Here is a 22,178-nt window from a genome sequence, read left to right as displayed (position 1 = left end):
CCGGGCGCCCTTCCACTCTTCCTCTACCCGACAGCCCTTCCGCCGCCCACGCAAGTCAGGCGGCGGGGTTCGGCCAGGGCCCACTCGGCAGCCGGGGTGAAGGGCGGCGGCCGCACAGCAGTATCAGCGTCGCGACGGGGACGGCAGGCCGGTCGGTACGGAACCGGCAGTTCCGCCGCGTGCCACCGGCGTCGGGCGTCCCTCCCGTCCCCGCCGGCCGAGCTCCCGTCAAAGCGGGCACGGGCCCGACCCCGGGCATTCCTGCCGACGAGTGGGAATCCATGCGTTGACCGCGTACAAAAGCAACAGGGAAGTCGGCTGTTTGGAGGCGCGGTTCCCTGCGCGTGACAGACGGACTTCCCGGACGTGCCGATCTCCTGCCCTCCCACCATCCAGGCATTCCGCAGCTGCGGCCATGAACGACACGAAATGCGGGGTGGCTCCGGACATGAACGTCCGGAGCCACCCCGCGTTGCCGATGCAGGTGCTTCTACCAGCGGTACCAGCGTCCGCGTCGGCCTCCGGCCCCGGCAGAGCGCATCACGAAGCCGAGCAGCCATACGGCGAGCACGACCACGGCGACGATCCACAAGGCCTTCAGCGCAAATCCGGCGCCGAAGAGAAGCAGGGCGAGCAGTAGAACGACAAGCAGTGGAACCATGATTATCAACCTCCGGGGCTTCGAGTGCCCGGCCAATAGCCGTCCATGCAATAGAAACGCATGTGTTTCGGAGTGACTTCCTTGGGAATCCGGTACGGCTCCGATCGGGTGACGCGTTGCGACAAGCGCCGTGTGACTCGGACTCCGACCCCGGGCCGACCTTCTCTTCGGCCGCCCGAGCCCGATTGACGACCCCCACGGGTACCGGTGACCGCACGCCGGGCACCGCCGACAGCTTCCAGCTCTCGCGGCAGGGGAGACCAGCGGAAGGCGCGCCGAAACGCCAGTTCGTGACGTGCACCGTCGCGGCCTCGAGCGCGACCTCGGCCCTGCGTCGGGGCCGGCGCCCCGGCGAGTAACAAGTCGCGGCAAGCGAGGAGTCGCGAGCCGTGCTCACGGCCGGCAGGACCGGCCCCGGGCCCGGCTTGCCGGCGCGAGGCTCAGCTGCCCGCGACAGGGCCGAAGCGTTCTCGGCAGCGGATTCAGAGGCGGCGGGGGTGGACCGTCATGGGGATGCGGTCGGCATGGGCCACCGCCGAGGCCACTTCCTTGGGTGTGTGTCCGGGCGCGGGCACGAGTTGCCAGCGGGCGAGAATCGTGGCGATGGCGATGGTCGCCTCTGTCCAGACGAACGTGTCGCCGATGCACTTCCGGTTGCCCGCCCCGAACGGGATGTAGGCTTCGCGCCCGAGCCCGGCCGCCGCCTGTCGTTCCGGCAGCCACCGGTGGGGATCGAAACTGTCGGCTTTCGCGTAGAGACCCGGATCACGGTGGATGGCGTAGAGGCTGAACGCGACCTCGGTACCGACGGGGAACGTGATGCCGCCGAGTTCCACGGGTGCCGTCGTGCGGCGCATCAACAGGGTGACGCCGTGCAGTCTGATCACCTCGTCCAGCACCCGCCGAATCCCCTCCAGCCGGGGTATGTCCTCGATGGTGACCGGACGGTCGACGACGACCTCCCGGATCTCCGCCACCAGCTGCTCCTCCACCTCGGGATGGGCCGCCAGCTCGTGGAATGTCCAGGCGAGCATTGCCGCGGTGGTCTCGGCACCGGCGAAGAGGATGGTGCTGAGCTCGTCCCTGACCTCCGTGTCGGAGAGTGCCTCTCCGCTCTCCGCGTCCTGGGCCGCGAGCAGCAGGGACAACAGGTCGGCCGGGTCGTCGGCCTTGGAGCTGCGGGCCGTCTTGACGACGAGGTCGATGACTTCGCGGAGGTTCGCCGCCGCGGCGTCGAAGTCGCGGTTGGCGCGGATCGGCAGGCGGTCCAGGAGCTTGGGGGACGCCGCCCGTATCAGCAGGTTCTTCAGCAGGACGGGCAGGTTCTTGCGTACGGCTTCCACCGCGGGCAGTCCGATATCCGTGGAGAACATCGTCGCCGCCAGCGTCTCGATGGCGTACCCCGCCATCGCCTGCTCCAGCTCGATCACCTGCCCCGGTTGCCAGGAGTCGGCCAGGGCGCGTGCATTGCGGCTCATGATCTCGGAGTAGCCCGCGATGCGCTCCTTGGAGAACATCGGCTGGACCATGCGCCGGTGCTTGCGGTGGAGCTCTCCGTCGGCGTTGGCCAGGCCGTTGCCGGCGAGCGGCCGCAGCCGGTCGAAGAAGCGACCCTTCTCGAAGCTGCGCGCGTGGGTCACGGTCACCTCGTGGACGAGCTTCGCCGAGGTGACGACGTACATGGGCATGGTTCCAAGGTCGACGCGGACTATGTCGCCCTGCTCCCGTAGCGACTTCAGGAATCCGAGGGGGTCGCGCCACAGCTTCAGGGCGTGCCCGAGAAGCGGCACCGCTCCGGGGGCGCGCGGCACCGTTCGCGGTTCGGCCGTCTGCAATCCAACTGACACCGGGGAAGTCCTTTGCTCTAGGCAGTGCGTTGCACTGGGCAGTGCTCTGCGCGCGCCGTGCGGTCTCGTGCTGAGGGAGATCTCACCACTAGGACTCCAGCAGCGCGAGTCCGCACCGTCCGGCCGGAGCAATCGACCCGGAGAGGGGACGTGGCGCCAAGTTGGGTCGTGCGCCGGAGAGTTCACCGCGGACCTGGCTGCCTGACCCGAGTGGGCCATGGATATGCTGCGGGCGCTCCTGCTACCTCACTGCCTGTGCGAGGTAACACCTGGCACAGCGTGTGGCGACTCCCGAACCTTCGTTGTGCACCCCCGGAGAGAGCTGATGGCGCGCGAAGAAAGCCCACCCGCACGTCGGTCCTCTGACCCAAAGGCACTGCTGATGATCTCGAAGTCGACGGGGAACAGCGGGCTGACTCCATCGCCGTTCTTACTACTACGCCGTTGCTTCTCGGAGGCCTCGTGACAACCTCGAACTCAGACCCCAGAACCTCGTCCGTGCCCGCGCCGCCTCCGGGGTGCCCCGCGCATGCTCAGGCGCCCGGCGGGTTGCAGCGGATGTACGGGCCCGAGGCCGAGGGCTCGCCGCACGAGCTGTATGAGAAGCTCCGTCGGCAACACGGCCAGGTGGCGCCGGTCCTGCTCCCCGGCGACGTGCAGGCCTGGTTGGTCCTGGGACACCGGGAGAATCTGGATGTGATGCGCCAGTCCAGCCTGTTCTCCTGTGACTCCCGTCATTGGAATGTCCAACTGCCCGCGGACTCCCCGCTGCTCCCGATTACCGCATGGCAGCCGCTGGTGGCATTCGCCGATGGCGCGGAGCACGCGCGGCTGCGCAGCGCGATCACCGAGAGCCTCGGGAACTTCAACCGCCACGGAGTCCGCCGCTACGTCGTCCGGTTCACGAACCAGCTCATCGACGGCTTCGCGGCAACAGGCCACGCGGACTTGGTGGCCGACTTCGCCGAGAAGCTTCCGATTCTGGTCCTGGCCCGGCAGTTCGGCATTGCCGAGAGCTACGCGCTTCCGCTCGGCCAGGCTGTGCGCGACATGGTCAAGGGCACCCCGACGGCCCTCCAGAGCAACCAGTTCGTGGTGGACACCATGTCGGACCTGGTAAAGAGCAAGAAGGACAAGCCCGGTGAGGACTTCGCCAGTTGGCTGCTCGGTCACGAGTCGCATCTCACTGACGACGAGGTCTTGGAACATCTGCGGCACGCGATCGTCGCCGCGCACGAGAACACAACGAACCTGATCGCGAACACGCTGCGGATGGTGCTGACCGATCGCCGCTTCCGCGGGAGTCTGTCCGGCGGCCAGATGACTCTGCCGGACGCACTGGAGCAGGTGATGTGGGACGCACCACCGCTCGCGGTGGTGCCGACCCGTTGGTCGACGGGCGACACGATGCTCGGAGGACAGCAGATCAGGGCCGGCGACATGGTCATGCTTGGTTTGGCGGCCGGTAACACCGACCCCGAGATCCGGCCCGATCTGACCGCGCCGGTACACGGCAATCGCTCGCACCTCGCCTTCAGCGGAGGACCGCACGAGTGCCCCGGGATGGACATCGGACGGGCCATCGCGGACACAGGCATCGACACACTGCTCGCGCGGATACCCGACGTACAGCTCGCCGTGCTCGAGGGTGAGCTGCACGTGACCAGCTCCTTGATCTCCCAACGCCTCGACAACCTTCCCGTTTTCTTCAAGAGGACAGCAGTCGGCGGCGCAGCGGCCGTTGACAGCGCGCAGGCGGCCGCCGGGGGGCAACCGCTTCCGGCTGCGCGGCTCCCGGCACCCTCACCGGCTTCCGTCAGTGGCGTCGGCGCCCGCGAGACCTGGTGGCAGAGCGTCCTGCGAAGGGTCCTGCGGCGTAAGGGCTAGCGCCCGCGGCAGGCGGGGGCCGGACGGCGTCGCCGTCCGGCCCCCGCCTGCCCTACCGGGACGGCGGTGACCTTCTCTGTACCTGGCCTACTGCGCAGCCGGCGGCGGCTGTTCGCCGGCATGGAGATAGGCGCGCAGGGCCCGCAAGCCCTGGAGGGGGATGGAGGCGAGACGCTCGGGCTCGGCGGCAAGAGTGAGACCGGGATAGCGGGTGAACAGGGCGCGCAGGGCGATCTCGGTCTCGAGCTTGGCCAGGCGAGCACCCAGGCAGTAGTGCGCGCCGTGGCCGAACGCGACGTGGTCGCGGCGGGTGGGGCGGGTGACGTCGAAGTCGTCGGGATTTTCGTGCCGACGTGGGTCTCGGCCTACGGCGACCAGGCTGGCGATGACGGGATCCCCTTTGGCCACCCGGACCCCGGCGATGTCGGTGCCCTGGGTGGCATACCTCATGAGGGCGTGCCGGATGGGGGAGAAGAAGCGAAGCCCCTCCTCGACCGCATCGACCCACGTGGGGGCTTCAGCGTCGGTATCACGGAGTGCGGCCAGCATCTTCGGGTTCTGCAGCAGTGCGTACGCCGTGTTGGTGATCGAGTTGATCGTCGTCTCGTGTCCCGCGATGAGGATCAGGAAGAGGGTCTCGACCAGCTCCTGGTCGGTGAGCCGGTCGCCGTCGTCGCGTGCCTGAATCAGTGCCGTGGTGAGATCGTCCCCGGGATCTTCGCGTTTGATCTCGATCAGAGCTGTGAGGGAGCGGTGTATGTCCGCGACGGCGACGCGGATATCGGCCTCGCCGGAGGGCGCAACCTGAGGTGTCACCAGGCGGTCGAAGCGATGGCGCAGTTCGGTGATAGCGGTGTTGGGCACCCCGAGGACCTCGCAAATGACGCGTACCGGAAGCGGGTAGGCGAAGTGCTCGCGCAGGTCGACCGGCTCGCCCGGACCCACGGTGCCCAGCGAGTCCAGGAGTTCGTCGGCAATCTCTGCGATACGGGGACGAAGCGCTTCGACCGGCGCACGGGTGAAGGCAGCGCTCACCAGTTGGCGCAGTCGGCGGTGATCGTCACGGCCTGAGTGAACCATCCCGGCTCCGCGCACGAGGGCGATCAGTTCCCAGTCGTCGGGTATCCGACCGTCCGCCAGCGCAGGCCAGTGCGCGGGGTCCTTGGTCAGCCGTTCGTCACCAAAGACCCGCTGCGCGGTGGCCAGGTCGGTGGCTGCCCAGGCTGCTACACCCCCCGGCAGCTCCACCGGGACCAGAGAGCCTTGCGCGTGGAGCTGTCTCGCCTCTTCGGCGGGGTCGGCATCCGGGTCGAGCGAGAAGAGCGGGCACTGGGTCAGTCCCATGGACACTCCAACGTGTGGGCGGGCAGGCGCGGGCCGTCCGCGACGGGCGAGGCGATCTTCGAACGAGAGTCTGCCAACCAGCTGTGCCGAACTGCTTCCCGCCCCGGGTGGCCGGCTCAGAGGGGTCTGCGCCCACAGTGTCAGCGAGCCTCGTACACGATCCAGATCTGTCCTGGGGCGAACGGCATGGGCTCGCCGTCCGGCGTGGTGAACGCGGTCCCGGAATCGGCTGTGTCCCGCTCCCAGTCGGCCTCGTACGCTGCGCCGTTGCGCAGGACGAGCGCGGCGCCGGAGCCCACGGTCTCGGTGTACGGGGAGTTGTTGCCCCACCTGTCGTGGAAGCTCGACGGTCGTACCGTCACGTACTGCAATATGACCGTGGCCGCACCCAGTTGCTCCCCTGACGCTGTCCGGGAAGGGGTCCCGTCCATGGCCAGGAGCCACTGGTGCCGGCCTGCCGACCAGGTGAAGCCGAAGCGTGCGGCTGGATAGCGGACGGTATACGTGGCGGTCGGCTTCCCGCCCGGGGGCGCGGGGCCGAAGCTGAGGCCGGCGTATCCGGCGGCGTTCACACCAGGGGTGTCGCGCAGGGCGCGCTCGGGCCGCAGATAGAGGTTGTGCGGGGCGGCTCGGTCCCGGCTGCGGAAGTACGCGGCCGGTGCCTCGGCGGGCGGAAGTGCGTTCAGGGGAGCTGCCTCGATGAGCGGAAGCAGCTTGCTCTGTGCCCCGGAGAAGGCGAGGGTCGGCCGGTCGAACTGCCGGAGCAACTCCAGATCGGTTTCACGAGCGCTGCGCACCGGGCCGACGATGGGCGGCACCTGGGAGGAGTAGACGGCGAGTATTCGGCTGAGCCCCGACTCGACCTGCTCGACGTAGACGATGTCCGCCTTGTCGAGCCCGGTCTGGGGGCGGGCCGGGCCGACGTTGTCGACCTTCACCGCGAGTATGTGCGAGCCCGGTACGGGCTCGCCGGTGGGCGTGCCAGGACGGTCCGGCGACTTCGAGCCGGAGCCGCCGTGGCAGCCCGACGCCGCGAGGGCGAGCGTGGCCACCAGCATCGCGAGCGTGGCCACTGCTGATCTGTTCTGCGTCCGCCGCCCGGCACGCTTTCGGGCGGCCGTGGACTGACCACAGCGCGATCTGTTCCGCATGTGTCCATTCTCCGGCGGCCGGGAGCGGGGAGGTGGAGCCGAACGTCTCGGATCGGGGCGGAACCGCCTGCCTCACCACCCTGCAGTCGGGGAGCGGACGAGGGGCGGGCGGGTGCCACGGCTTCCCGTGCGGGTTGTGCAGGCGTCCTTCAGGGAACGCTGCGAGGAGCGACGCCCGCGAACTCGTGCGGGGTCGGCAAAATTGCGGGGTCGGCAAGATGGTTCTAGCGTGGTCGTATGCCGAGTGAGCCGGAGGTGCCCGGCCTCAGGGAGCGCAAGAAGACGGCCACGCGGGCGGCTCTGAGCGAGACGGCTCTGAGGCTCGCCCAATCGCGCGCCATGCCGCCGAAGAACGCCTGTGGGACGTGATCGGCGAGGCGGCCCTCGCTCTGGTGCCGACGGCGAGTGAAACGCACCAGTGGCGGCAGTGGGTTGGGCTCATCATGTGCACTCCGTCGCTGGAGGCGGGTGTACCTCAGGGCCAATGCCTCGCTCGAACGCGACCTGGCCCTGGATATCGCGGATCGGACCGGCACTGACCCCCAGAGTGACCTCTTCCCCCCGGCTTGCAGCCTGCGCGACCGTCGCCGCGATCCGCGCTGCGCTCCAGTTCTGGCTCGACAACCAGGAGAGCGCGTCGTACTCCGCGCTGCTGCAGCGCGCTATCGCGGAAGTCGCTGCCGGCCTGCCGGTGCCGCCCGGTAAATGAGATGGGTGAGCCGCGACATCGACGAGATCAGGCTCGACCCCGAGCGACTCCAGTGCGGCCCGAGTTCGACCCGGACGACGTCTACCGCGGCGACGGAAGCGACACCACCGCCCCCGACCCGCTGCTGTTCGCCCCCGTCGGCACCCTCACCTCCGGGAAGGTCCTGGACCTGGGCTGCGGCGCGGGCGGCAACGCCCTGGCACACTCGCCGAGCGCGGCCGCCGCGTCACCGGCACCCACATCACTCCCCGGGCTATCGCCAGTGTCCGGGCCAGTGCCCGCGGCCTGGAGCTTCTGGTCGCCGACAACGCCGTATGGCGGCCCGGCCCCGCCCGCACCGCCACCCTCGCCGCGGCGGCGAGGGCGCTCGCCTCCGGCGGCAGCCTGGCGCTCGGCGAATGGGACGAGGAGGGCTGCGACTGGGGCGGGGACGGCGACCTGGTCACCCCAGGCCGGAGGCGCCGGAGCGACACCGGTTCGTCGTCAGTACCGGCCGCCCGCCCCTCGAGATGCCGTCTGCCATGGACTGGTGGAATCTCGCACTGATGAGCAAGGAGAGGCGTCCGGGAAGTGGGCCGAGCGGCGACGAACGGCTGCCGGTGCCGCGCGCGAGTGCTGGAAGCCTCGTAGATTGATCAGGGGGCAGGGCCATGGACCGCAGGAACGGGCAGGCGCGTGATGGCATGACTCTCGACTACGCAGCGCTGTTCGCCGCCACACCCAGCCCTTATCTGGTGCTCGACACAAATTTCGTCATCGTCGATGTCAACCACGCGTACCTTCTGGCAACGCTCCGCACCAGAAAACAACTGATCGGGCAGTACGTCTTCGACGCCTTTCCCGACAACCCCGATGACCTCGAGGCAGATGGGGTGCAGAATCTCCAGTCGTCGCTTCACCGCGTCCTGATCACCCGTGAGGCCGACTCGATGGCCCTGCAGAGGTACGACATCCCGCTCACCAACAGCCCCGGTCGGTTCGAGGAGCGGTGGTGGTCCACGATCAACACCCCGGTCCTGAATGCGGACGGCAGCGTGGCATGGGTCATTCACCGGGTCGAGGACGTGACCGCCTTCATCCGCGCCCGTCGCCCTGGCACCACCCGCACCGTGCGGGAGGAGGGGATGGAGGCCGAGCTCTACGCGCGGGCACTCGAGTTGCAGCGACTGAACGAAGAGCTGCGCCATGCACACGCCCGTGAACGCCACGTCGCGCTCGCTCTGCAGGAGGCCATGCTCCATGTACCCGATCTGAGCAAGCACCCGGGCATTGCGGTGCGCTATCTGCCTGCCATCGGATCATTGAACGTGTGCGGCGACTGGTACGACATCGTCGACCTTCCCGACGACCGATTCGCCGTAGCGGTCGGTGATGTCGTGGGCCACGGGCTGCAGGCCGCCACCGTCATGGGAATGCTCCGCAGTGCGTTGAGCGCAGCCGCCCGCGCTGTCGACGGCCCGGCCAAAGCACTGGAAGTGCTGGGCCTCTACGCCCGTTCCGTCGACGGGGCGCTGGCCGCCACCGCCACCCAGGTACTGATCGACAGCAATCGCCGCCTGGTCACCTACAGCAGCGCCGGCCATCCACCGCCCGTCCTGCTGCACCCCGACGGTTCCTGCGAGCTCCTGGACCAGGCCACCGACCCGCCGCTGGGCGCCCGCCCCGCGCACGCTCCCCGCCCCCAGAGCAGCCGTGCCTACCTGCCCGGCGCCACCCTTGCCCTTTACACCGACGGACTCATCGAACGCCGTTATGAAGACATCGACATCGGCCTCGCCCGCCTCACCGATGCCCTGACCCACCACCGGCGACTCGGAGCGGAACGCCTCGCTGACGCCGTACTGACCCGTCTCGACGTGAGTGGCGGCGCCCGCGACGACATCGCTCTCGTCATCGTCCGCCTGTGATTCCAGCCGCCGCACCCCGGGGACGTCGGTTTTCCCATCGCGTTCGATATCGGTGCGGCGCATGATGGTGGGCATGGCGAAGCCGACCATCCTGACCGTCGACGACGATCCGGGAGTGTCCCGCGCCATCGCCCGCGACCTCCGGCGCAGGTACGGCGAGCAGTACCGCGTGCTCCGCGCGCCTTCGGGTGCAGAGGCATTGGAGGCTTTGCGGGAGGTCAAACTGCGAGGCGAGCCGCTCGCCGTGATGATCGCCGACTACCGCATGCCGACGATGAACGGGGTGCAGTTCCTGGAAGCGGCCATGGATCTCTTCCCGCTGGCCAGACGGGTGCTTCTGACGGCGTACGCCGACACGGGCGCGGCCATTGATGCCATCAACATCGTCGATCTCGATCACTACCTGCTCAAGCCGTGGAGTCCGCCGGAGGAGAATCTCTATCCGGTGCTGGACGCGCTGCTGGAAGTGTGGGCGAGTGCGCCCGGCCCGGAGGCGGGGGAGACACGGATCGTCGGCCACCGCTGGTCGGCGCCGTCCTTCGCGGTGCGGGAATTCCTTGCCCGCAATCTTGTCCCCTACAGCTGGATCGCCGCGGATGACCCCGAAGGCAGACGGCTCCTCGATGCGGCCGGGCTCAGCGCCGACGACGTGCCGCTGGTGATCACGTCCGACGGCAAAACCCTGCAGGCGCCGAGCGAGACCGAGCTGGCCGCCCAGGTGGGGCTGAGCACCACGCCGGCAGCCGACTTCTACGACGTTGTCGTCATCGGCGCTGGGCCCGCCGGGCTCGGCGCCGCCGTTTACGCGGCCTCCGAGGGGCTGCGCACGGTGCTGGTGGAGCGGAGGGCGACCGGGGGGCAGGCCGGCCAGAGCAGCCGTATCGAGAACTATCTGGGTTTCCCCGACGGAGTGTCAGGGGCGCAGCTGACGGACCGGGCACGTAGGCAGGCCACCCGCTTCGGTGCCGAGATCCTCAGTGCGCGCGAAGTGGTGTCGCTCGAGGTGGCAGGGGCAGGCCGGGTGCTGCACTTCAGTGACGGGACCTCGATAGGGGCGCATACCGTCGTCCTGGCCACTGGGGTGTCCTACCGGCGGCTGGAGGCGCCGGGCCTTGACGAGTTCAGCGGAGCGGGCGTCTTCTACGGCTCGGCGTCCTTCGAAGCAGCCAGCTGCACAGGGCAGGACGTGTACATCGTCGGCGGTGCCAACTCCGCAGGCCAGGCCGCCGTCTACTTCTCCCGTTACGCCGACCGCGTCCATCTCCTCGTGCGGGGGGCCGACCTGACCCGGGCGATGTCGCACTACCTGATAGAGCAGATCGACGGCATCGCCAGTATCGAGGTTCACGCGCACACCGAAGTCGCGGGCGGCGAGGGCGAGATGCATCTGCAGCGGCTGATGCTGCGGGACAACCGCACAGGTGCCGTCACCACTACCGATGCCTCATGGCTCTTCGTCTTCATCGGCGCCGAGCCACCCACGCAATGGCTGGACGGCGTCGTGTCCTGTGACGAGCGGGGTTTCGTGCTGACCGGTCCCGACCTGCTGTCCGGGGGAGCGCGCCCCGCGGGATGGCCGCTGTCACGCCATCCGTACCACCTGGAGACCAGCGTGCCCGGTGTCTTCGCCGCCGGCGACGTACGGGCCGAGTCGGTCAAGCGGGTCGCATCCGCGGTGGGGGAAGGCGCCATGGCCGTCTCTCTGGTGCACCGCTACCTGGAGGCGCAATGAATGCCCCGAGTCCCCGCGCCGGGCTCAGCCCGGCCGAACTGCGGACCCTGTTCCTCTTCGAAGCCCTCGACGACAGGCAACTGGACTGGCTCGCCGAGCGCGGCCAGGTCGAGCTGCGGCCGGGCGGAGCGCCCGTCTACTCCCAGGGCGAGGTCGCCACCTGCTTCTTCGTTCTTCTCAGCGGCACGGTCGCCGTCGTCCGGCACCTTCACGGCGACGACATCGAGCTCGGCCGCACCGACCAGAAGGGTGTCTACGCGGGAGCCACTCAGGCCTACCTCGGGGACCGGGTGGACCAGGTCTACCCCAACACGCTCAGAGCCATCACCGACGTCGAACTCTTCGTCCTGTCGGCCGAAGAGTTCGCCCACGCGGTACGCACCTGGTTCCCCATGGCCCTGCATCTGCTCGAAGGCCTCTTCTTCGGCAGCCGTGCCAGCAACACCATCATCGGCGAACGTGAACGCCTGGAAGCCCTCGGCTCGCTCACCGCCGGACTCACCCACGAGCTCAACAACCCCGCGGCGGCAGCCGTACGCGCCACCGACTCCCTGCGCGACCGGGTCACCAAAATGCGCCACAAGCTCGCCCTCATCGCCGACGGCCGTGTGGACGGCACGCGTCTGCACCACCTGGTCGCGATGCAGGACGCGGCCGTTCAGCGCGCCATCAACGCCCCCAAGCTGTCGGCGATAGAGGCCTCCGACGCCGAGGACGAAGTCACCGACTGGCTGGAGGACCACGACGTCGGCAGGCCCTGGGACATCGCCCCCACCCTGGTCGCCGGCGGCATCGACGCCTCCTGGCTGTCCGAGGCGACCGACAGCCTGGGCGACGAGAACCGTCAGGCCGCAGTGGGATGGCTGACCTACACCATCGACACCGAGCTCTTGATGGGAGAGATCGAGGAGTCCGTCAACCGCATCTCAGGTCTGGTGGATGCGGCACGCCAGTACTCCCAGCTCGACCGTGCCGCTCAGCAGCCCGTCGACGTCCACGAACTCCTCGACGCCACCGTGGTGATGCTGCAGGCCAAAATCCCATCGGGCGTGCGGGTGGTGAAGGAATACGACCCCGACCTGCCGCCCGTCCCGGCGTACGGCGCGGAGCTCAACCAGGTCTGGACGAACCTGATCGACAACGCGCTCGGCGCGATGAACGGCAGTGGCACACTCACGATCGCCACCTGGCGCGACGGCGACCACGTCTTCGTCGAAGTCCGCGACACCGGCTCCGGAATTCCGGCGGACATCCGCCCGCGGATCTTCGAGCCCTTCTTCACGACGAAGCCGGTCGGCGAGGGCACCGGTCTGGGCCTGGACATCTCCTACCGCATCGTCGTCAACAAGCACCACGGCGACATCAGGGTGGAGTCGCAGCCGGGCGATACGAGATTCCGCGTCTGTCTGCCGATCACACTGCCCTCGGACGAGGAGGAACCGCCGCCCGCCGCTGTCGAGAACTCCCGAACTGCACCTGCCCCCCAGAGAAGTGAGGAGAGACAACATGGCACGGGACCAGATTCCAGGAATCGACCTCGCAGCCGTGCCGAGCGGTGAGGGGTGCGTCGAATGCCTGGCCGGTGACGGGCCGGGCTGGTGGATGCACCTGCGCCGCTGCGCCGCATGCGGACACATCGGCTGCTGTGACTCATCGCCCTCCCAGCATGGAACGAAACACGCCAAGCAGGCGGGGCACCCGTTCCTCACCAGCTTCGAGCCGGGGGAGGACTGGTTCTGGAACGTGGACACACAGGAGTACTACGAGGGGTCGGAGTTGGCTGCCCCCACCTCGCATCCGCTGACACAGCCGACGCCGGGACCTCGGGGTGCGGTGCCCGCCGACTGGGAGCAGCAGCTGCACTGAAGCAACTGGAACAGGCTGCCGCGGAGTTCGCGGCAGGAACGGCCAATGACCATGCTGCGCACCGCCCTGCACCCCGGCGGCTGAACTCGCTCGACGTCGACGCGGTGATCCACATGGACGAGACCCGGGCGGTCGAGCCCTGCCGACTCCCGACTCGAGAGCTCATTCCCGCCGGAATGAGCTCTCGAGCGGAACTTCTCAGGCCCTACCCTCTTTTCGGCTGCTGCAGTTCGAGAGGGGGCCGCCGCTACCGTCCTGCAGGCACACCCGCAGCAGCACTCGGCTGCCCTCGGCAATGTTGAAGTCCCTGCTTACGCAGCCGCCCCCGGAGCCCTTGGCGTTCGAGACGCTGTCCGTCCAGTCCACCGACGGCTCAAAGGCTGAGATGTAGGCGGTGACCCGCTTGCCGTCAGGCGCGAAGTCGCAAACAGTGACGGTCTCGCCGGTCGAGTGGAACGAAGCCGCCCCCGCACCGTTGGTTGTCTCCACCTGAATGCTGGATCCAGCGAAGGCGGGTGTCCCAGCGAAGATCAGCGCGGCCCCCGTGGCCGCGGTGAGGGTCAGCCCTCGTCGAAAGTGCATCACAATTCCTCCCGTTGATTCAGAACCCCGGGCGGCGCCGGAGAGGAACGAGCCCACGAAGCACTCCAACCTCCGTGCCCTCATGCGCAGTTCCCCGTCGCCCCCCAATCCTTAATGCTCGCGTTCGCGCATTAAGGCGTGCCGGTCACGCTAGTGGGGGACAGGCTCGTCATGCAAGCCGCCCTCGCCGGGACAGAAGCAGCGGCCACCACTCCGGAACGAGCCCGATCAGGCCTTGTTGAAGAGCTGTTCGAGGATGACGGCCACCCCGTCCTCCTCGTTCGACGCGGTGTGCCGCCGCACCGCGGAGAGCACGGCAGGATGCGCGTTGGCCATCGCATAGCCGACGCCTGCCCACTGCAGGATGGTCAGGTCGTTCGGCATGTCGCCGAACGCGACCACTTCCGAGGAGTCGATTCCGCGCGCGGCGCACAGGGCGGCGAGAGTGCTCGCCTTGCTGACACCCGGCGCGCTGATCTCCAGCAGACCCGCTCCGCCCGAGTGGGTGAACTGTGCCACCCCGCCCGCCGCCGCCTCCGCGGCTGCGAGCAGGAAGTCCGCGTCGAGCTGCGCCGACCAGGCGAGCAGCTTGGTGATGGGAACATCCGTCAGCCACAGGTCCGGCAAGGACGCCACTGCCACCTCGGTGTCGGCGCCCCCGGGGAACCGAAGCCCGAACCCAGGCTCGTACAGGACCTGATGACCGGTCTCCACGGCGAAGCCCAGTCCGGGGGCGGCTTTTGAGAGTACGGCGGCCACCTGACGGGCGGCGGCTACCGACAGGGCCCGTTGTTCGACGACGGTGCGCACCGCGACGTCGTAGACGAGGGCACCGTTGCTGCATACCGCCGTTCCGACCAGACCGGACGCGGCGGTGAGCATGTCGACGAAGCGGGGCGGCCGGGCGGTGACGAGGACGATCTCCGCACCGGCGCCGACGGCGCTGCGCAGGGCGCGCAGGGTGCGGTCCGAGAGAACGCCGCCCCGGCGCAGGAGCGTGCCGTCGAGATCGGTGGCGATCAATCGAGGAGGTCTCATTGCCCGATGCTATTGAACTGCCGGGCGCGCGTCGGCGTAGGAGGTGCGGCGTGCCGGGCGCGGCGTCGCGCGGTCGGCCGCACCGGGACGTATCGTGCTCTGGCGACAGGCCAAACGCCCCCGCAGGAGGCCGGAGTGGATCGAAGAGAAGTCGCACAGGTCCTCAACAAGCCGCTCGCGCTCCAGCTCATGTCCTCGGACATCCCGGCCCGCATGGCTTGCACCGGACTGGACGGAGGGCCACGCGTCGTCCCCCTCGGCTTCCTCTGGTCCGGCGCCGAGATCCTCATCTGCACCCTGCCGGGTTCGTACAAGGTGCGAGCGCTCGCCGCCGACCCGAAGGTGGCGCTGACCATCGACACGACCGGCCGGCAGCCACCGCATGTGCTGCTCGTCCGCGGCACGGCTGACACCGAAGTTGTCGAAGGCGTCCCCGCCGAGTACCTGGAAGCGGCGAGGAAATACGTCACGGGCCAACAGTGGCCCGCATTCGAAGCCGAGGTGCGGTCGCTCTACCAGCAGATGGTTGGTATCACCGTCACCCCCGAGTGGGCGAAGCTACTGGATTTCGAGACCACCATCCCAACTGCTGTGGAGCGGTTGGTGCGTGAACGTGCCGGGGAGCAGGAGAGCTCAGCGGATGCGGCAGTGGACGTCCCCCAGCAGCCCCGTTCTGCGAAATATCCCTGAAACAGCGTCCGTTCGCCCCAGCGGCGTTCCTCGGTCCACCGGGCAGGTGAATCCGGCGGCGGGCGCGGGCGGCCGCCGCCGACGGGCAGCGCGCCCGCCCGGCAGACAAGAGCGGGCAGGAGAGTGATGACGGCGTCCCCGAGTTCAGTCACTACATCCGCCTGGGTGGTCGAGCACCCCGGGCCGATCACATCCGCCCCGCTGCGGTTTGTCGAGCGCGAGACTCCCGCACCCGGCCCGAGCGAGCTGCTGCTGCGCGTGCGCGCTTGCGGGGTGTGCCGGACGGACCTGCATCTGGCCGAGGGTGATCTGGCACCCCGCAGGCCGCGCTGCACCCCGGGCCACGAGGTCGTGGGTGAGGTGATCGCCGCCGGGCCCGCCGTCCAGGACTTCCGCGTCGGTGACCGGGCAGGGGCGGCCTGGCTGGCGGGAACCTGCGGTAGGTGCCGCTACTGCCGTACCGGGCGGGAGAACCTGTGTCCCCACTCCCGCTACACCGGCTGGGACATTCACGGCGGCTTCGCCGACTACATGATCGTGGATGCTCGATTTGCCTACGGCCTGCCGGAAGGGTGGGGTGACGAGGAGGTCGCGCCACTGCTGTGCGCGGGGATCATCGGCTATCGGGCGCTTCAGCGGGCCGACCTGCCGCCCGGAGGTCGGCTCGGTATCTACGGGTTCGGAGCTTCCGCGCATCTGACCGCCCAGCTCGCCGTCGCGCGGGGTGCCGAGGTCCATGTCGTCACTCGGTCGCCGCTTGCGCAACGGCTGGCGCTTGAGCTGGGGGCGGCGTCCGCCGGAGAGGGCGCACCCCCGCGCCCGCTGGATTCCGCGATCTTGTTCGCCCCGGCCGGTCGGCTTGTGCCGGTGGCGCTCGAGGCGCTGGACCGCGGCGGCACACTCGCGATCGCCGGGATCTACCTGAGTGCCGTACCGCCGCTCGACTACGACCGGCATCTCTTTCAGGAGCGGACCGTGCGCAGCGTCACCGCCAACACCCGCGAGGACGGCCGTGCCTTCCTCGCCGAAGCGGCGCGGCTGCGGCCCACCGTGCGCGTCACGCGCTATCCGATGCGCAGGGCCGACCAAGCCCTGCGGGATCTGGCGGCAGGTCGGATCGTCGGGGTCGCGGTACTCGTCACGTCCTGATCCATTGCCCGGGTGCCCGCTCGCACGGGCGCCACCCGGACCGAGCCGGGGCGAACACGCCGCCGACTCCTCCGCGCCCCTGGTGTGACCGGCGGTTACGGGGTTGGCGTCGCCGGGGTGGGGCCGGGCTTCGGACCGTAGGCGGTCAGGAAGCGGTCGCGGAAGGAGTCCATCCGCCAGACCGGGGCCTGCGGGCCGGGTTTGAGGCCGTCCTGCCAGCCCCAGCCGGATATCCGGTCCATCACGGCCGGGTCGTGGGCGACGATCGCGACGGGTACGTCCCGGCTGGCGTGCGGGCCGGTGACGATCGGGGCGGGCTGATGGTCGCCGAGGAAGACGAGCACCGTGTTGTCGTTGCCGTACTTCTCGACGTAGGAGATGAGGCTGTTCACCGAGTATTCGATGGAACGCCGGTACTCGGTGCGCACCTGGTCGGCGTCCTTCCACACCTCTTTGGGGTCCTTGCCTTCCTTGTTGATGTCTTTGTAGACCGAGCCGTCACCGACCTCGTCCCAGCCGATCGCCTTGGGTATGGGCGCCCAGGGGTTGTGGCTGGAGACAAGGATGATCTCGCTCATCAACGGCTTGGGGCCCGGCTTGCCGTGCTCCAGGCGCTCGAAGGCCGACAGGCTGTACTGGTCGGGTACGGGCGCCCAGCTGAACTTCGGGCCCTTGTAGCCGAGCTCGTGGGAGTCGTAGATGTTGTCGAGACCGTAGAACTTCCCCTCCGGCCAGGACCGGGTGACACCCGGCATGATCCCCACCGTTCGCCAGGCGTTGGCGCGCTTGAAAGCGCCGGTGAGGGTCAGATGGTCGCTCGAGGTGACACTGCGGTAGCGCTGCTGGTTCTTGATCCAGAGGCCTGACATGAAGGTGGAGTGCGCCAGCCAGCTGCCACCGCCGAAGGTCGGCGAGGTGAGGAAGGCGCTCCGGGAGGCGAACCCGGCCGCGTGCAGCCGGCTGGTCCCGTTCGCGAGCACCGCGCCGACCTGCGACGCCATGGCCGGGTCCTGGACCGCGCTGCGGCCGTAGCTCTCGATGAAGGCGAAGATCACGTCCTTGCCGCGCAGCCCGGTCAGCAGCTGGTCGGCCGGGGTGTCGCTGAACCTGTCGACCGCGGCCTCCTTGGCGAACGCCCGCTCGTCCTTGATGCCGGCACGCAGCACCTGCGCGCGGTGCTGGGCCAGGTCGGCCGTGTTCCTGGAAGCGAGCGGTACGCCTGCTGCTATCTGCACGCCGAGCGCCGCGCAGGTGATCCAGGCGGTCCCGAGTGCGAAGGTGGTGCGGGTTGCCACGGCACTGTGGCGGACCATGAGGCGGCTCAGCCTCACGACCGCCAGCGTCGTGAGCACAAGCACGGCGAGGACGAGGAGCACGACCCCGATCATCGCGCCGATCGCGCCGGCCGGGCCGACCGAGTCCTTGAGGAACGCCTCGGCGTCGTCGAACAGGATCCAGTCGAGCACCAGGTCGAAAGGCCGGTCGAGAACCGAGTAGAACCCCATGTCCAGCAAGTTCAGGATGGTCACCAGGCCGAGGCCGACTCCGGCGAGGACCGCTCCCACCCGCCTCGCTCTGGGCGGCAGGACGAGCAGCACGGCGGCGCCGAAAATCCCCTCCACCGGGATGCGCGCGAAGGCGCTGGGCGTGAGGCGGGTGAGTTCGTTGGGCACGAGGAGGGCGAAGAGCACAAACACCGCAGCCAGGGCTGTGGTCACCACGGACACGGCCCTTGCCGCGGCCGGGTGCTTGTCCCGCCAGCCACGTGCGACAGCCTCGTCGGGGTCGTCACCGGTCGCGTCACCTGTGGTGGTGGCATCCTCCCGACCGCCGGTGCCGTCGCTCTCGGCGGCGTCCCTGCCGACAGCGGTATCGTCCGGCGCCGGGCCCTCCTCCGCGGATATCTTGTCCGGATTCGGCAGCTGATGAGCGCGTGTGAAGAGCGACAACCCGAAGTTCCTTCCGTGCGAAGCCCGGTGGTGGCACGACGGACCAGGCCCGAGAGGTCGGGGCCGCCGTTATGAGTACGGCTCGCCGGAGGTTTCAGTTCAATCACCTGGGTCCCCGCGCGGAAGCGAACCCCGGTGAGGATGAACTCGTCGGCGGGATGAGCCCGGAGGCGGGGCCTTGCCGGGGGGCCGGCAGACCTCACCGGCCTTCGGGAGCCCGGGCGAACTGTACGTTGCGGACGAACTGATGCCGCAGGCCACCCGGCCCGTCGGCCGCCGGCCACGCGCCGGCGCCTTCCTCGCACATCTGCCCGAGCAACCCAACCCGCTTGCCACACCACTGAGATGGGCGTCCGGGCTGGGGGCGGGCGCGCGCATCCGACGGTCTATCGTGGGTGGCATGTCCGCCCCTGAGCTGATCCGTATCGTCTCCCGCGACTCGCCCATGGCCCTGGCCCAGGTGGAGCGCGTCCGCGCCGAACTGGCCGCGCTGCACCCCGGCACCACGACCGAAGTCGTCCCGGTCAAGACCACCGGCGACAAGTGGATGGGCGACCTTTCCCTGGTCGAGGGGAAGGGGGCGTTCACCAAGGAGGTCGATGCCGCCCTTCTCGCCGGCGAGGCGGACCTCGCGGTGCACTGTGTCAAGGACGTTCCCGCCGACCGGCCCCTCCCCGCGGGCACGACGTTCGCCGCATTCCTCAAGCGCGACGACATCCGGGACGCCCTCATCCACCCCGACGGCCTCACCCTCGACGAACTCCCGGCCGGCACAAGGATCGGCACCTCCTCGGTGCGCCGCATCGCCCAGCTCGCCGCTTCCCATCCCCACCTGGAGTGTGTGCCGTTCCGCGGCAACGCCAACCGACGGCTGGAGAAACTCGCCGCCGGCGAGGCCGACGCCCTCCTCCTCGCCGTCTCCGGCCTGAAACGCATCGGCCGCACCGACGTGATCACCGAGGTCCTCCCGCCCGAGGTGATGTGCCCGCCGATCGGAGCCGGAGTCCTCGCCCTGCAATGCCGCGAGGACGACACCACCCTCATCGACACGGTCAGCGCGCTCGGCGACCCCGACACCTACCGCGAGACCACTGCAGAACGTATGTTTCTCCACGTCCTCCAGGGCCACTGCAACAGCCCCATCGCCGGCTACGCCAAGGCTCATCGCAACGGCGACCTGTCCCTGCGGGCCTGCGTGTTCACCCCCGACGGCAAGACCGTCCTCAACGCCCACGAATGGGCCGGGCCCCTGGACCCCGCCACCCTGGGCACCTCCGTCGCCGTCACCCTGCTGCGCCAGGGCGCACGTGAGCTGATCGACGGCATCGCCCACTGAAGATCCTCTTCAGCTGCCAACAGCGAGGTAGAGGGCGACCGGTGATCGATTACTTGGGCCTCGTCAGCGACCACCCCGACACGTCGGCGAGCCGCCCACGCCACGCCGGTACGGTGAACGGACCCTCCGCTCCCGCCGGCGTTGCGTCGCGCAGGTGGATCCAGCGTGGCAGGTGTTCCGGTGCCTCCTCGCCGATCACCTCGTCCAGGCTCCGGTCCACTGTCTCCGGGAACTCCGCGAGAAGCTGAGCTCCCCTTCCGCCCAGTTGGCGCACACTCCGCGCCCGCTCCGCTTCCAGCAAGCGGATCAGCAATTGGAGTTGGATGTCCAGCAAGGGCTCGAAAGATGCGACTGTCCCGCTCGGGGGTGCCTGCCGCTCGGGGCCGGTCACGACGTCTCATCCGTCTGATGCGCGGAAGGGGCCGTGCGATCCGCGGTCGGAACGGATGGTGAGCAAGCTGTTGCCAGCGCCTCGTCGACGGTGGAGTGAATAGGCATGGCCACGCTGAGGCCGGTGATCTCGAAGAGCCGGAGAACGATAGGAGTGGGCGCGGCGAGGTGGACATCGCCTCCTGTGTCGCGTGCTTCGCGACCGGCCTTGATCAGGACGTTCAGACCCGATGAGTCCATGAACTGCAGATCTGAAAGGTCCAGAACGAGGTGGCGGCGTCCATGGAGGAACTGATTGGCCATGTGGTGATGAAGTGACGTTGCGGTATCGATGTCCAGTTCGCCACCAATAGTCAGGATGGCAGTGTCGGCATCGTGGATGACGACCTCGATGTTGAGGTTGGTCTCCATGGAGGACATGCTGCGGCCTCTTCCGTTGGTTCATCGACTGGCGCGTCCGCGCTGCGGTCGCTGGTGACCGACTACTGCCGCGCAGACGCGCAACTGTTGTTGTGCGGCAAATGTATCCTGCGCTGTCCATGTGACACGAGGGGGTCCGGTGAGGGAGCCCCTGGGCAGCCCCGCCCGCGAAGCGGTCGATTATCAGTGATTGACTGCGTCGGCGAATCCGTGGGGGGAAAGAGCTGCAGGTGGGGCGCGGAGACAGCGCGTCAGGACGGGTGAGCCACTGCCGTACGGAATGCTCGTCGGTGGTCGTCTGTCGACCGCCGACACGTTCGGATGACTCACTGGGCCGCAGGAGAGCGCATGCAAGGTGAACGGACAGCACCTTTGGGTCTGCAACGCGACCCGGCCGCCGTTTCGCACGGGCTGCCGTCCAGGCGCGATGTGCTCGGCGCCCTGGGCCGCACGCCCGTATCGGTATGGTCCGATGACGTCACCGACTGGGCCGCGGCCCTGACGTACTACGCCGTTCTGGCCCTCTTCCCGACTCTGCTCGTCACGGTGTCCTTCATCGGGATCGCCGATTCCTCACAGACCCAGCCACTCATCGAGCGCGTGGCCGCAGTCGTGCCGACCATTTCGCGCCCGGTGCTGGAGAGCGCGCTGCAGGACATGGCGGGCCGTCGCTCAGCCGCATGGTTTCTCGCTGTTGCCGGAACTGCCAGCGCGGTGTGGTCCGCGTCGAGCTATCTCGCCGTGTTCCGCCGGGCGCTGCACGCGATGCACGGCGTACGGGACCAGCGTTCCGCGTGGCGAACGGCGCCACGGGTTGTCCTCACCGCGTGCCTACTGCTGGGCGTCCTGGTCTCCAGCGCGCTCGTGCTCATGCTCAGCGGCCGCCTGGCCCGAACTCTCGGCCAGGCCCTGGGAATGGGGAGCGCGGCAACCGTCACCTGGGATGTCATGAAGTGGCCTCTGCTGCTCTGCCTGGTGGCGACGATGGTTCTGGTGCTGTTCCGCTCGGGACCCGCCCAGACGCGCGGTGTACGGCGCCGGGCGCTCGGCGGGGCTCTCGCGGTTGTCCTCTGGCTCGTCTCCTCCGTGGGATTCGCCCTGTACACGGCTCACGTCGGCACGTACGACCGCCTCTACGGTTCTCTCGCCGGGATCATCGTCTTCCTGGTCTGGCTCTGGGTGTCCAATCTCGCCCTGCTGATCGGCGCCCAGTTCAACGCGGAGCTCGCCAAGGCCATGTCCGGCTGAGCGCGTAGGAGCGCCCGTGCGTGTACCTCGTGGCCCGCTCGGCGGGGCGAGGGGGCATACCGCGGGGCTTACGGGGCAACCGGTGTGCGGGGTCACTCGGCCCCGAGTGCCGCACCGAAGAAGGGGGATGCCGAAGATGTCTTCCAGACTGACCACGGTCGTCCGTGAACTGCGGCGGTACGGGACCGCGCGCCGACGTCGCTCGGCCCCGCCCTCCCGCATCGGGAGGGGTCCGCACAGCGTCTCGACAGTGGCTGTCGTCCGTGGGCTCG

At 68.8% G+C, this 22,178-nt stretch carries 20 protein-coding genes; 11 read left to right on the top strand and 9 right to left on the bottom strand.

All coding sequences use genetic code 11. From position 1 onward, the window contains the following. Positions 1-490: 490 nt before the first annotated feature. Positions 491-661, bottom strand: coding sequence for a hydrophobic protein (locus tag OG966_RS02965; RefSeq protein ID WP_326647749.1), 171 nt, complete (start codon positions 659-661; stop codon positions 491-493). A gap of 482 nt (positions 662-1,143) precedes the next feature. Beyond that, positions 1,144-2,508 carry a cytochrome P450 gene (locus tag OG966_RS02960; RefSeq protein WP_326647748.1) on the bottom strand — a complete coding sequence of 455 codons (1,365 nt, stop codon included), beginning with the start codon at positions 2,506-2,508 and terminating at the stop codon, positions 1,144-1,146. A gap of 558 nt (positions 2,509-3,066) precedes the next feature. Between OG966_RS02960 and OG966_RS02955 the strand changes: the two genes are divergently transcribed. Continuing rightward, on the top strand, positions 3,067-4,395 hold the full coding sequence (locus OG966_RS02955) for a cytochrome P450 (RefSeq protein WP_326647746.1): 1,329 nt from the start codon (positions 3,067-3,069) through the stop codon (positions 4,393-4,395). 87 nt (positions 4,396-4,482) lie between these two features. Here OG966_RS02955 and OG966_RS02950 read toward each other — a convergent pair whose 3' ends face one another. Together OG966_RS02950 and OG966_RS02945 are read right to left on the bottom strand one after the other, a co-directional pair. Then, positions 4,483-5,739, bottom strand: coding sequence for a cytochrome P450 family protein (locus OG966_RS02950; protein ID WP_326647744.1), 1,257 nt, complete (start codon positions 5,737-5,739; stop codon positions 4,483-4,485). A gap of 140 nt (positions 5,740-5,879) precedes the next feature. Further along, positions 5,880-6,797: a DUF3048 domain-containing protein gene (locus tag OG966_RS02945; protein ID WP_326655062.1), complete on the bottom strand. Its 918-nt coding sequence runs from the start codon at positions 6,795-6,797 to the stop codon at positions 5,880-5,882. A 330-nt stretch (positions 6,798-7,127) separates the two neighbouring features. Here OG966_RS02945 and OG966_RS02940 point away from each other — a divergent pair, with 330 nt between their 5' ends. From OG966_RS02940 to OG966_RS02915, 6 genes are all read left to right on the top strand, one after another. Beyond that, on the top strand, positions 7,128-7,259 hold the full coding sequence (locus OG966_RS02940; protein ID WP_326647743.1) for a hypothetical protein: 132 nt from the start codon (positions 7,128-7,130) through the stop codon (positions 7,257-7,259). A 178-nt stretch (positions 7,260-7,437) separates the two neighbouring features. Further along, positions 7,438-7,599: an acyl-CoA-like ligand-binding transcription factor gene (locus tag OG966_RS02935; RefSeq protein ID WP_326647742.1), complete on the top strand. Its 162-nt coding sequence runs from the start codon at positions 7,438-7,440 to the stop codon at positions 7,597-7,599. A gap of 650 nt (positions 7,600-8,249) precedes the next feature. Then, the gene (locus OG966_RS02930) at positions 8,250-9,506 is read left to right on the top strand and encodes a PP2C family protein-serine/threonine phosphatase (protein WP_406733205.1); all 1,257 of its coding nucleotides are present in this window, start codon (positions 8,250-8,252) and stop codon (positions 9,504-9,506) included. A 73-nt stretch (positions 9,507-9,579) separates the two neighbouring features. Continuing rightward, positions 9,580-11,238, top strand: coding sequence for an FAD-dependent oxidoreductase (locus OG966_RS02925; RefSeq protein ID WP_326647741.1), 1,659 nt, complete (start codon positions 9,580-9,582; stop codon positions 11,236-11,238). After that, a complete protein-coding gene (locus OG966_RS02920) occupies positions 11,235-12,797 on the top strand; it encodes an ATP-binding protein (RefSeq protein WP_326647740.1) in 1,563 nt (520 codons plus the stop codon). The genes OG966_RS02925 and OG966_RS02920 overlap by 4 nt, the downstream gene beginning before the upstream one ends. Then, positions 12,745-13,104: a UBP-type zinc finger domain-containing protein gene (locus tag OG966_RS02915; protein ID WP_326647738.1), complete on the top strand. Its 360-nt coding sequence runs from the start codon at positions 12,745-12,747 to the stop codon at positions 13,102-13,104. The genes OG966_RS02920 and OG966_RS02915 overlap by 53 nt, the downstream gene beginning before the upstream one ends. Before the next feature lie 198 nt (positions 13,105-13,302). On the opposite strand, the gene OG966_RS02910 is transcribed toward OG966_RS02915, so the two are convergent. Then, entirely contained in the window at positions 13,303-13,686 is a 384-nt protein-coding gene (locus OG966_RS02910; protein ID WP_326647737.1) for a hypothetical protein, read from the bottom strand. Between the two features lie 228 nt (positions 13,687-13,914). Continuing rightward, positions 13,915-14,724, bottom strand: coding sequence for an HAD family hydrolase (locus tag OG966_RS02905; RefSeq protein WP_326647735.1), 810 nt, complete (start codon positions 14,722-14,724; stop codon positions 13,915-13,917). A 135-nt stretch (positions 14,725-14,859) separates the two neighbouring features. On the opposite strand from OG966_RS02905, the gene OG966_RS02900 reads away from it, so the two are divergent. Then, on the top strand, positions 14,860-15,414 hold the full coding sequence (locus OG966_RS02900) for a pyridoxamine 5'-phosphate oxidase family protein (protein ID WP_326647734.1): 555 nt from the start codon (positions 14,860-14,862) through the stop codon (positions 15,412-15,414). Between the two features lie 126 nt (positions 15,415-15,540). After that, positions 15,541-16,563, top strand: a complete 1,023-nt coding sequence (locus OG966_RS02895; protein ID WP_326647733.1) for a zinc-dependent alcohol dehydrogenase family protein — start codon at positions 15,541-15,543, stop codon at positions 16,561-16,563. 95 nt (positions 16,564-16,658) lie between these two features. On the opposite strand, the gene OG966_RS02890 is transcribed toward OG966_RS02895, so the two are convergent. Next, positions 16,659-18,512: a sulfatase gene (locus tag OG966_RS02890; protein ID WP_326647732.1), complete on the bottom strand. Its 1,854-nt coding sequence runs from the start codon at positions 18,510-18,512 to the stop codon at positions 16,659-16,661. 400 nt (positions 18,513-18,912) lie between these two features. Here OG966_RS02890 and hemC point away from each other — a divergent pair, with 400 nt between their 5' ends. Further along, positions 18,913-19,848: a hydroxymethylbilane synthase gene (gene hemC / locus OG966_RS02885; protein ID WP_326647731.1), complete on the top strand. Its 936-nt coding sequence runs from the start codon at positions 18,913-18,915 to the stop codon at positions 19,846-19,848. 49 nt (positions 19,849-19,897) lie between these two features. On the opposite strand, the gene OG966_RS02880 is transcribed toward hemC, so the two are convergent. Then, on the bottom strand, positions 19,898-20,182 hold the full coding sequence (locus OG966_RS02880; RefSeq protein ID WP_326647730.1) for a hypothetical protein: 285 nt from the start codon (positions 20,180-20,182) through the stop codon (positions 19,898-19,900). Between the two features lie 53 nt (positions 20,183-20,235). Then, positions 20,236-20,649 carry an STAS domain-containing protein gene (locus OG966_RS02875; protein ID WP_326647729.1) on the bottom strand — a complete coding sequence of 138 codons (414 nt, stop codon included), beginning with the start codon at positions 20,647-20,649 and terminating at the stop codon, positions 20,236-20,238. Between the two features lie 357 nt (positions 20,650-21,006). On the opposite strand from OG966_RS02875, the gene OG966_RS02870 reads away from it, so the two are divergent. Beyond that, complete coding sequence (locus OG966_RS02870) at positions 21,007-21,906, top strand: YihY/virulence factor BrkB family protein (protein WP_326647727.1); 900 nt, start codon at positions 21,007-21,009, stop codon at positions 21,904-21,906. The last annotated feature ends 272 nt before the right edge of the window (positions 21,907-22,178 follow it).

It is taken from the genome of Streptomyces sp. NBC_01750 (assembly GCF_035918095.1).
GTDB lineage: Bacteria > Actinomycetota > Actinomycetes > Streptomycetales > Streptomycetaceae > Streptomyces.
Note: the sequence above shows the minus strand (reverse complement) of the source record. Positions and strands in the feature narration are given on the sequence as shown.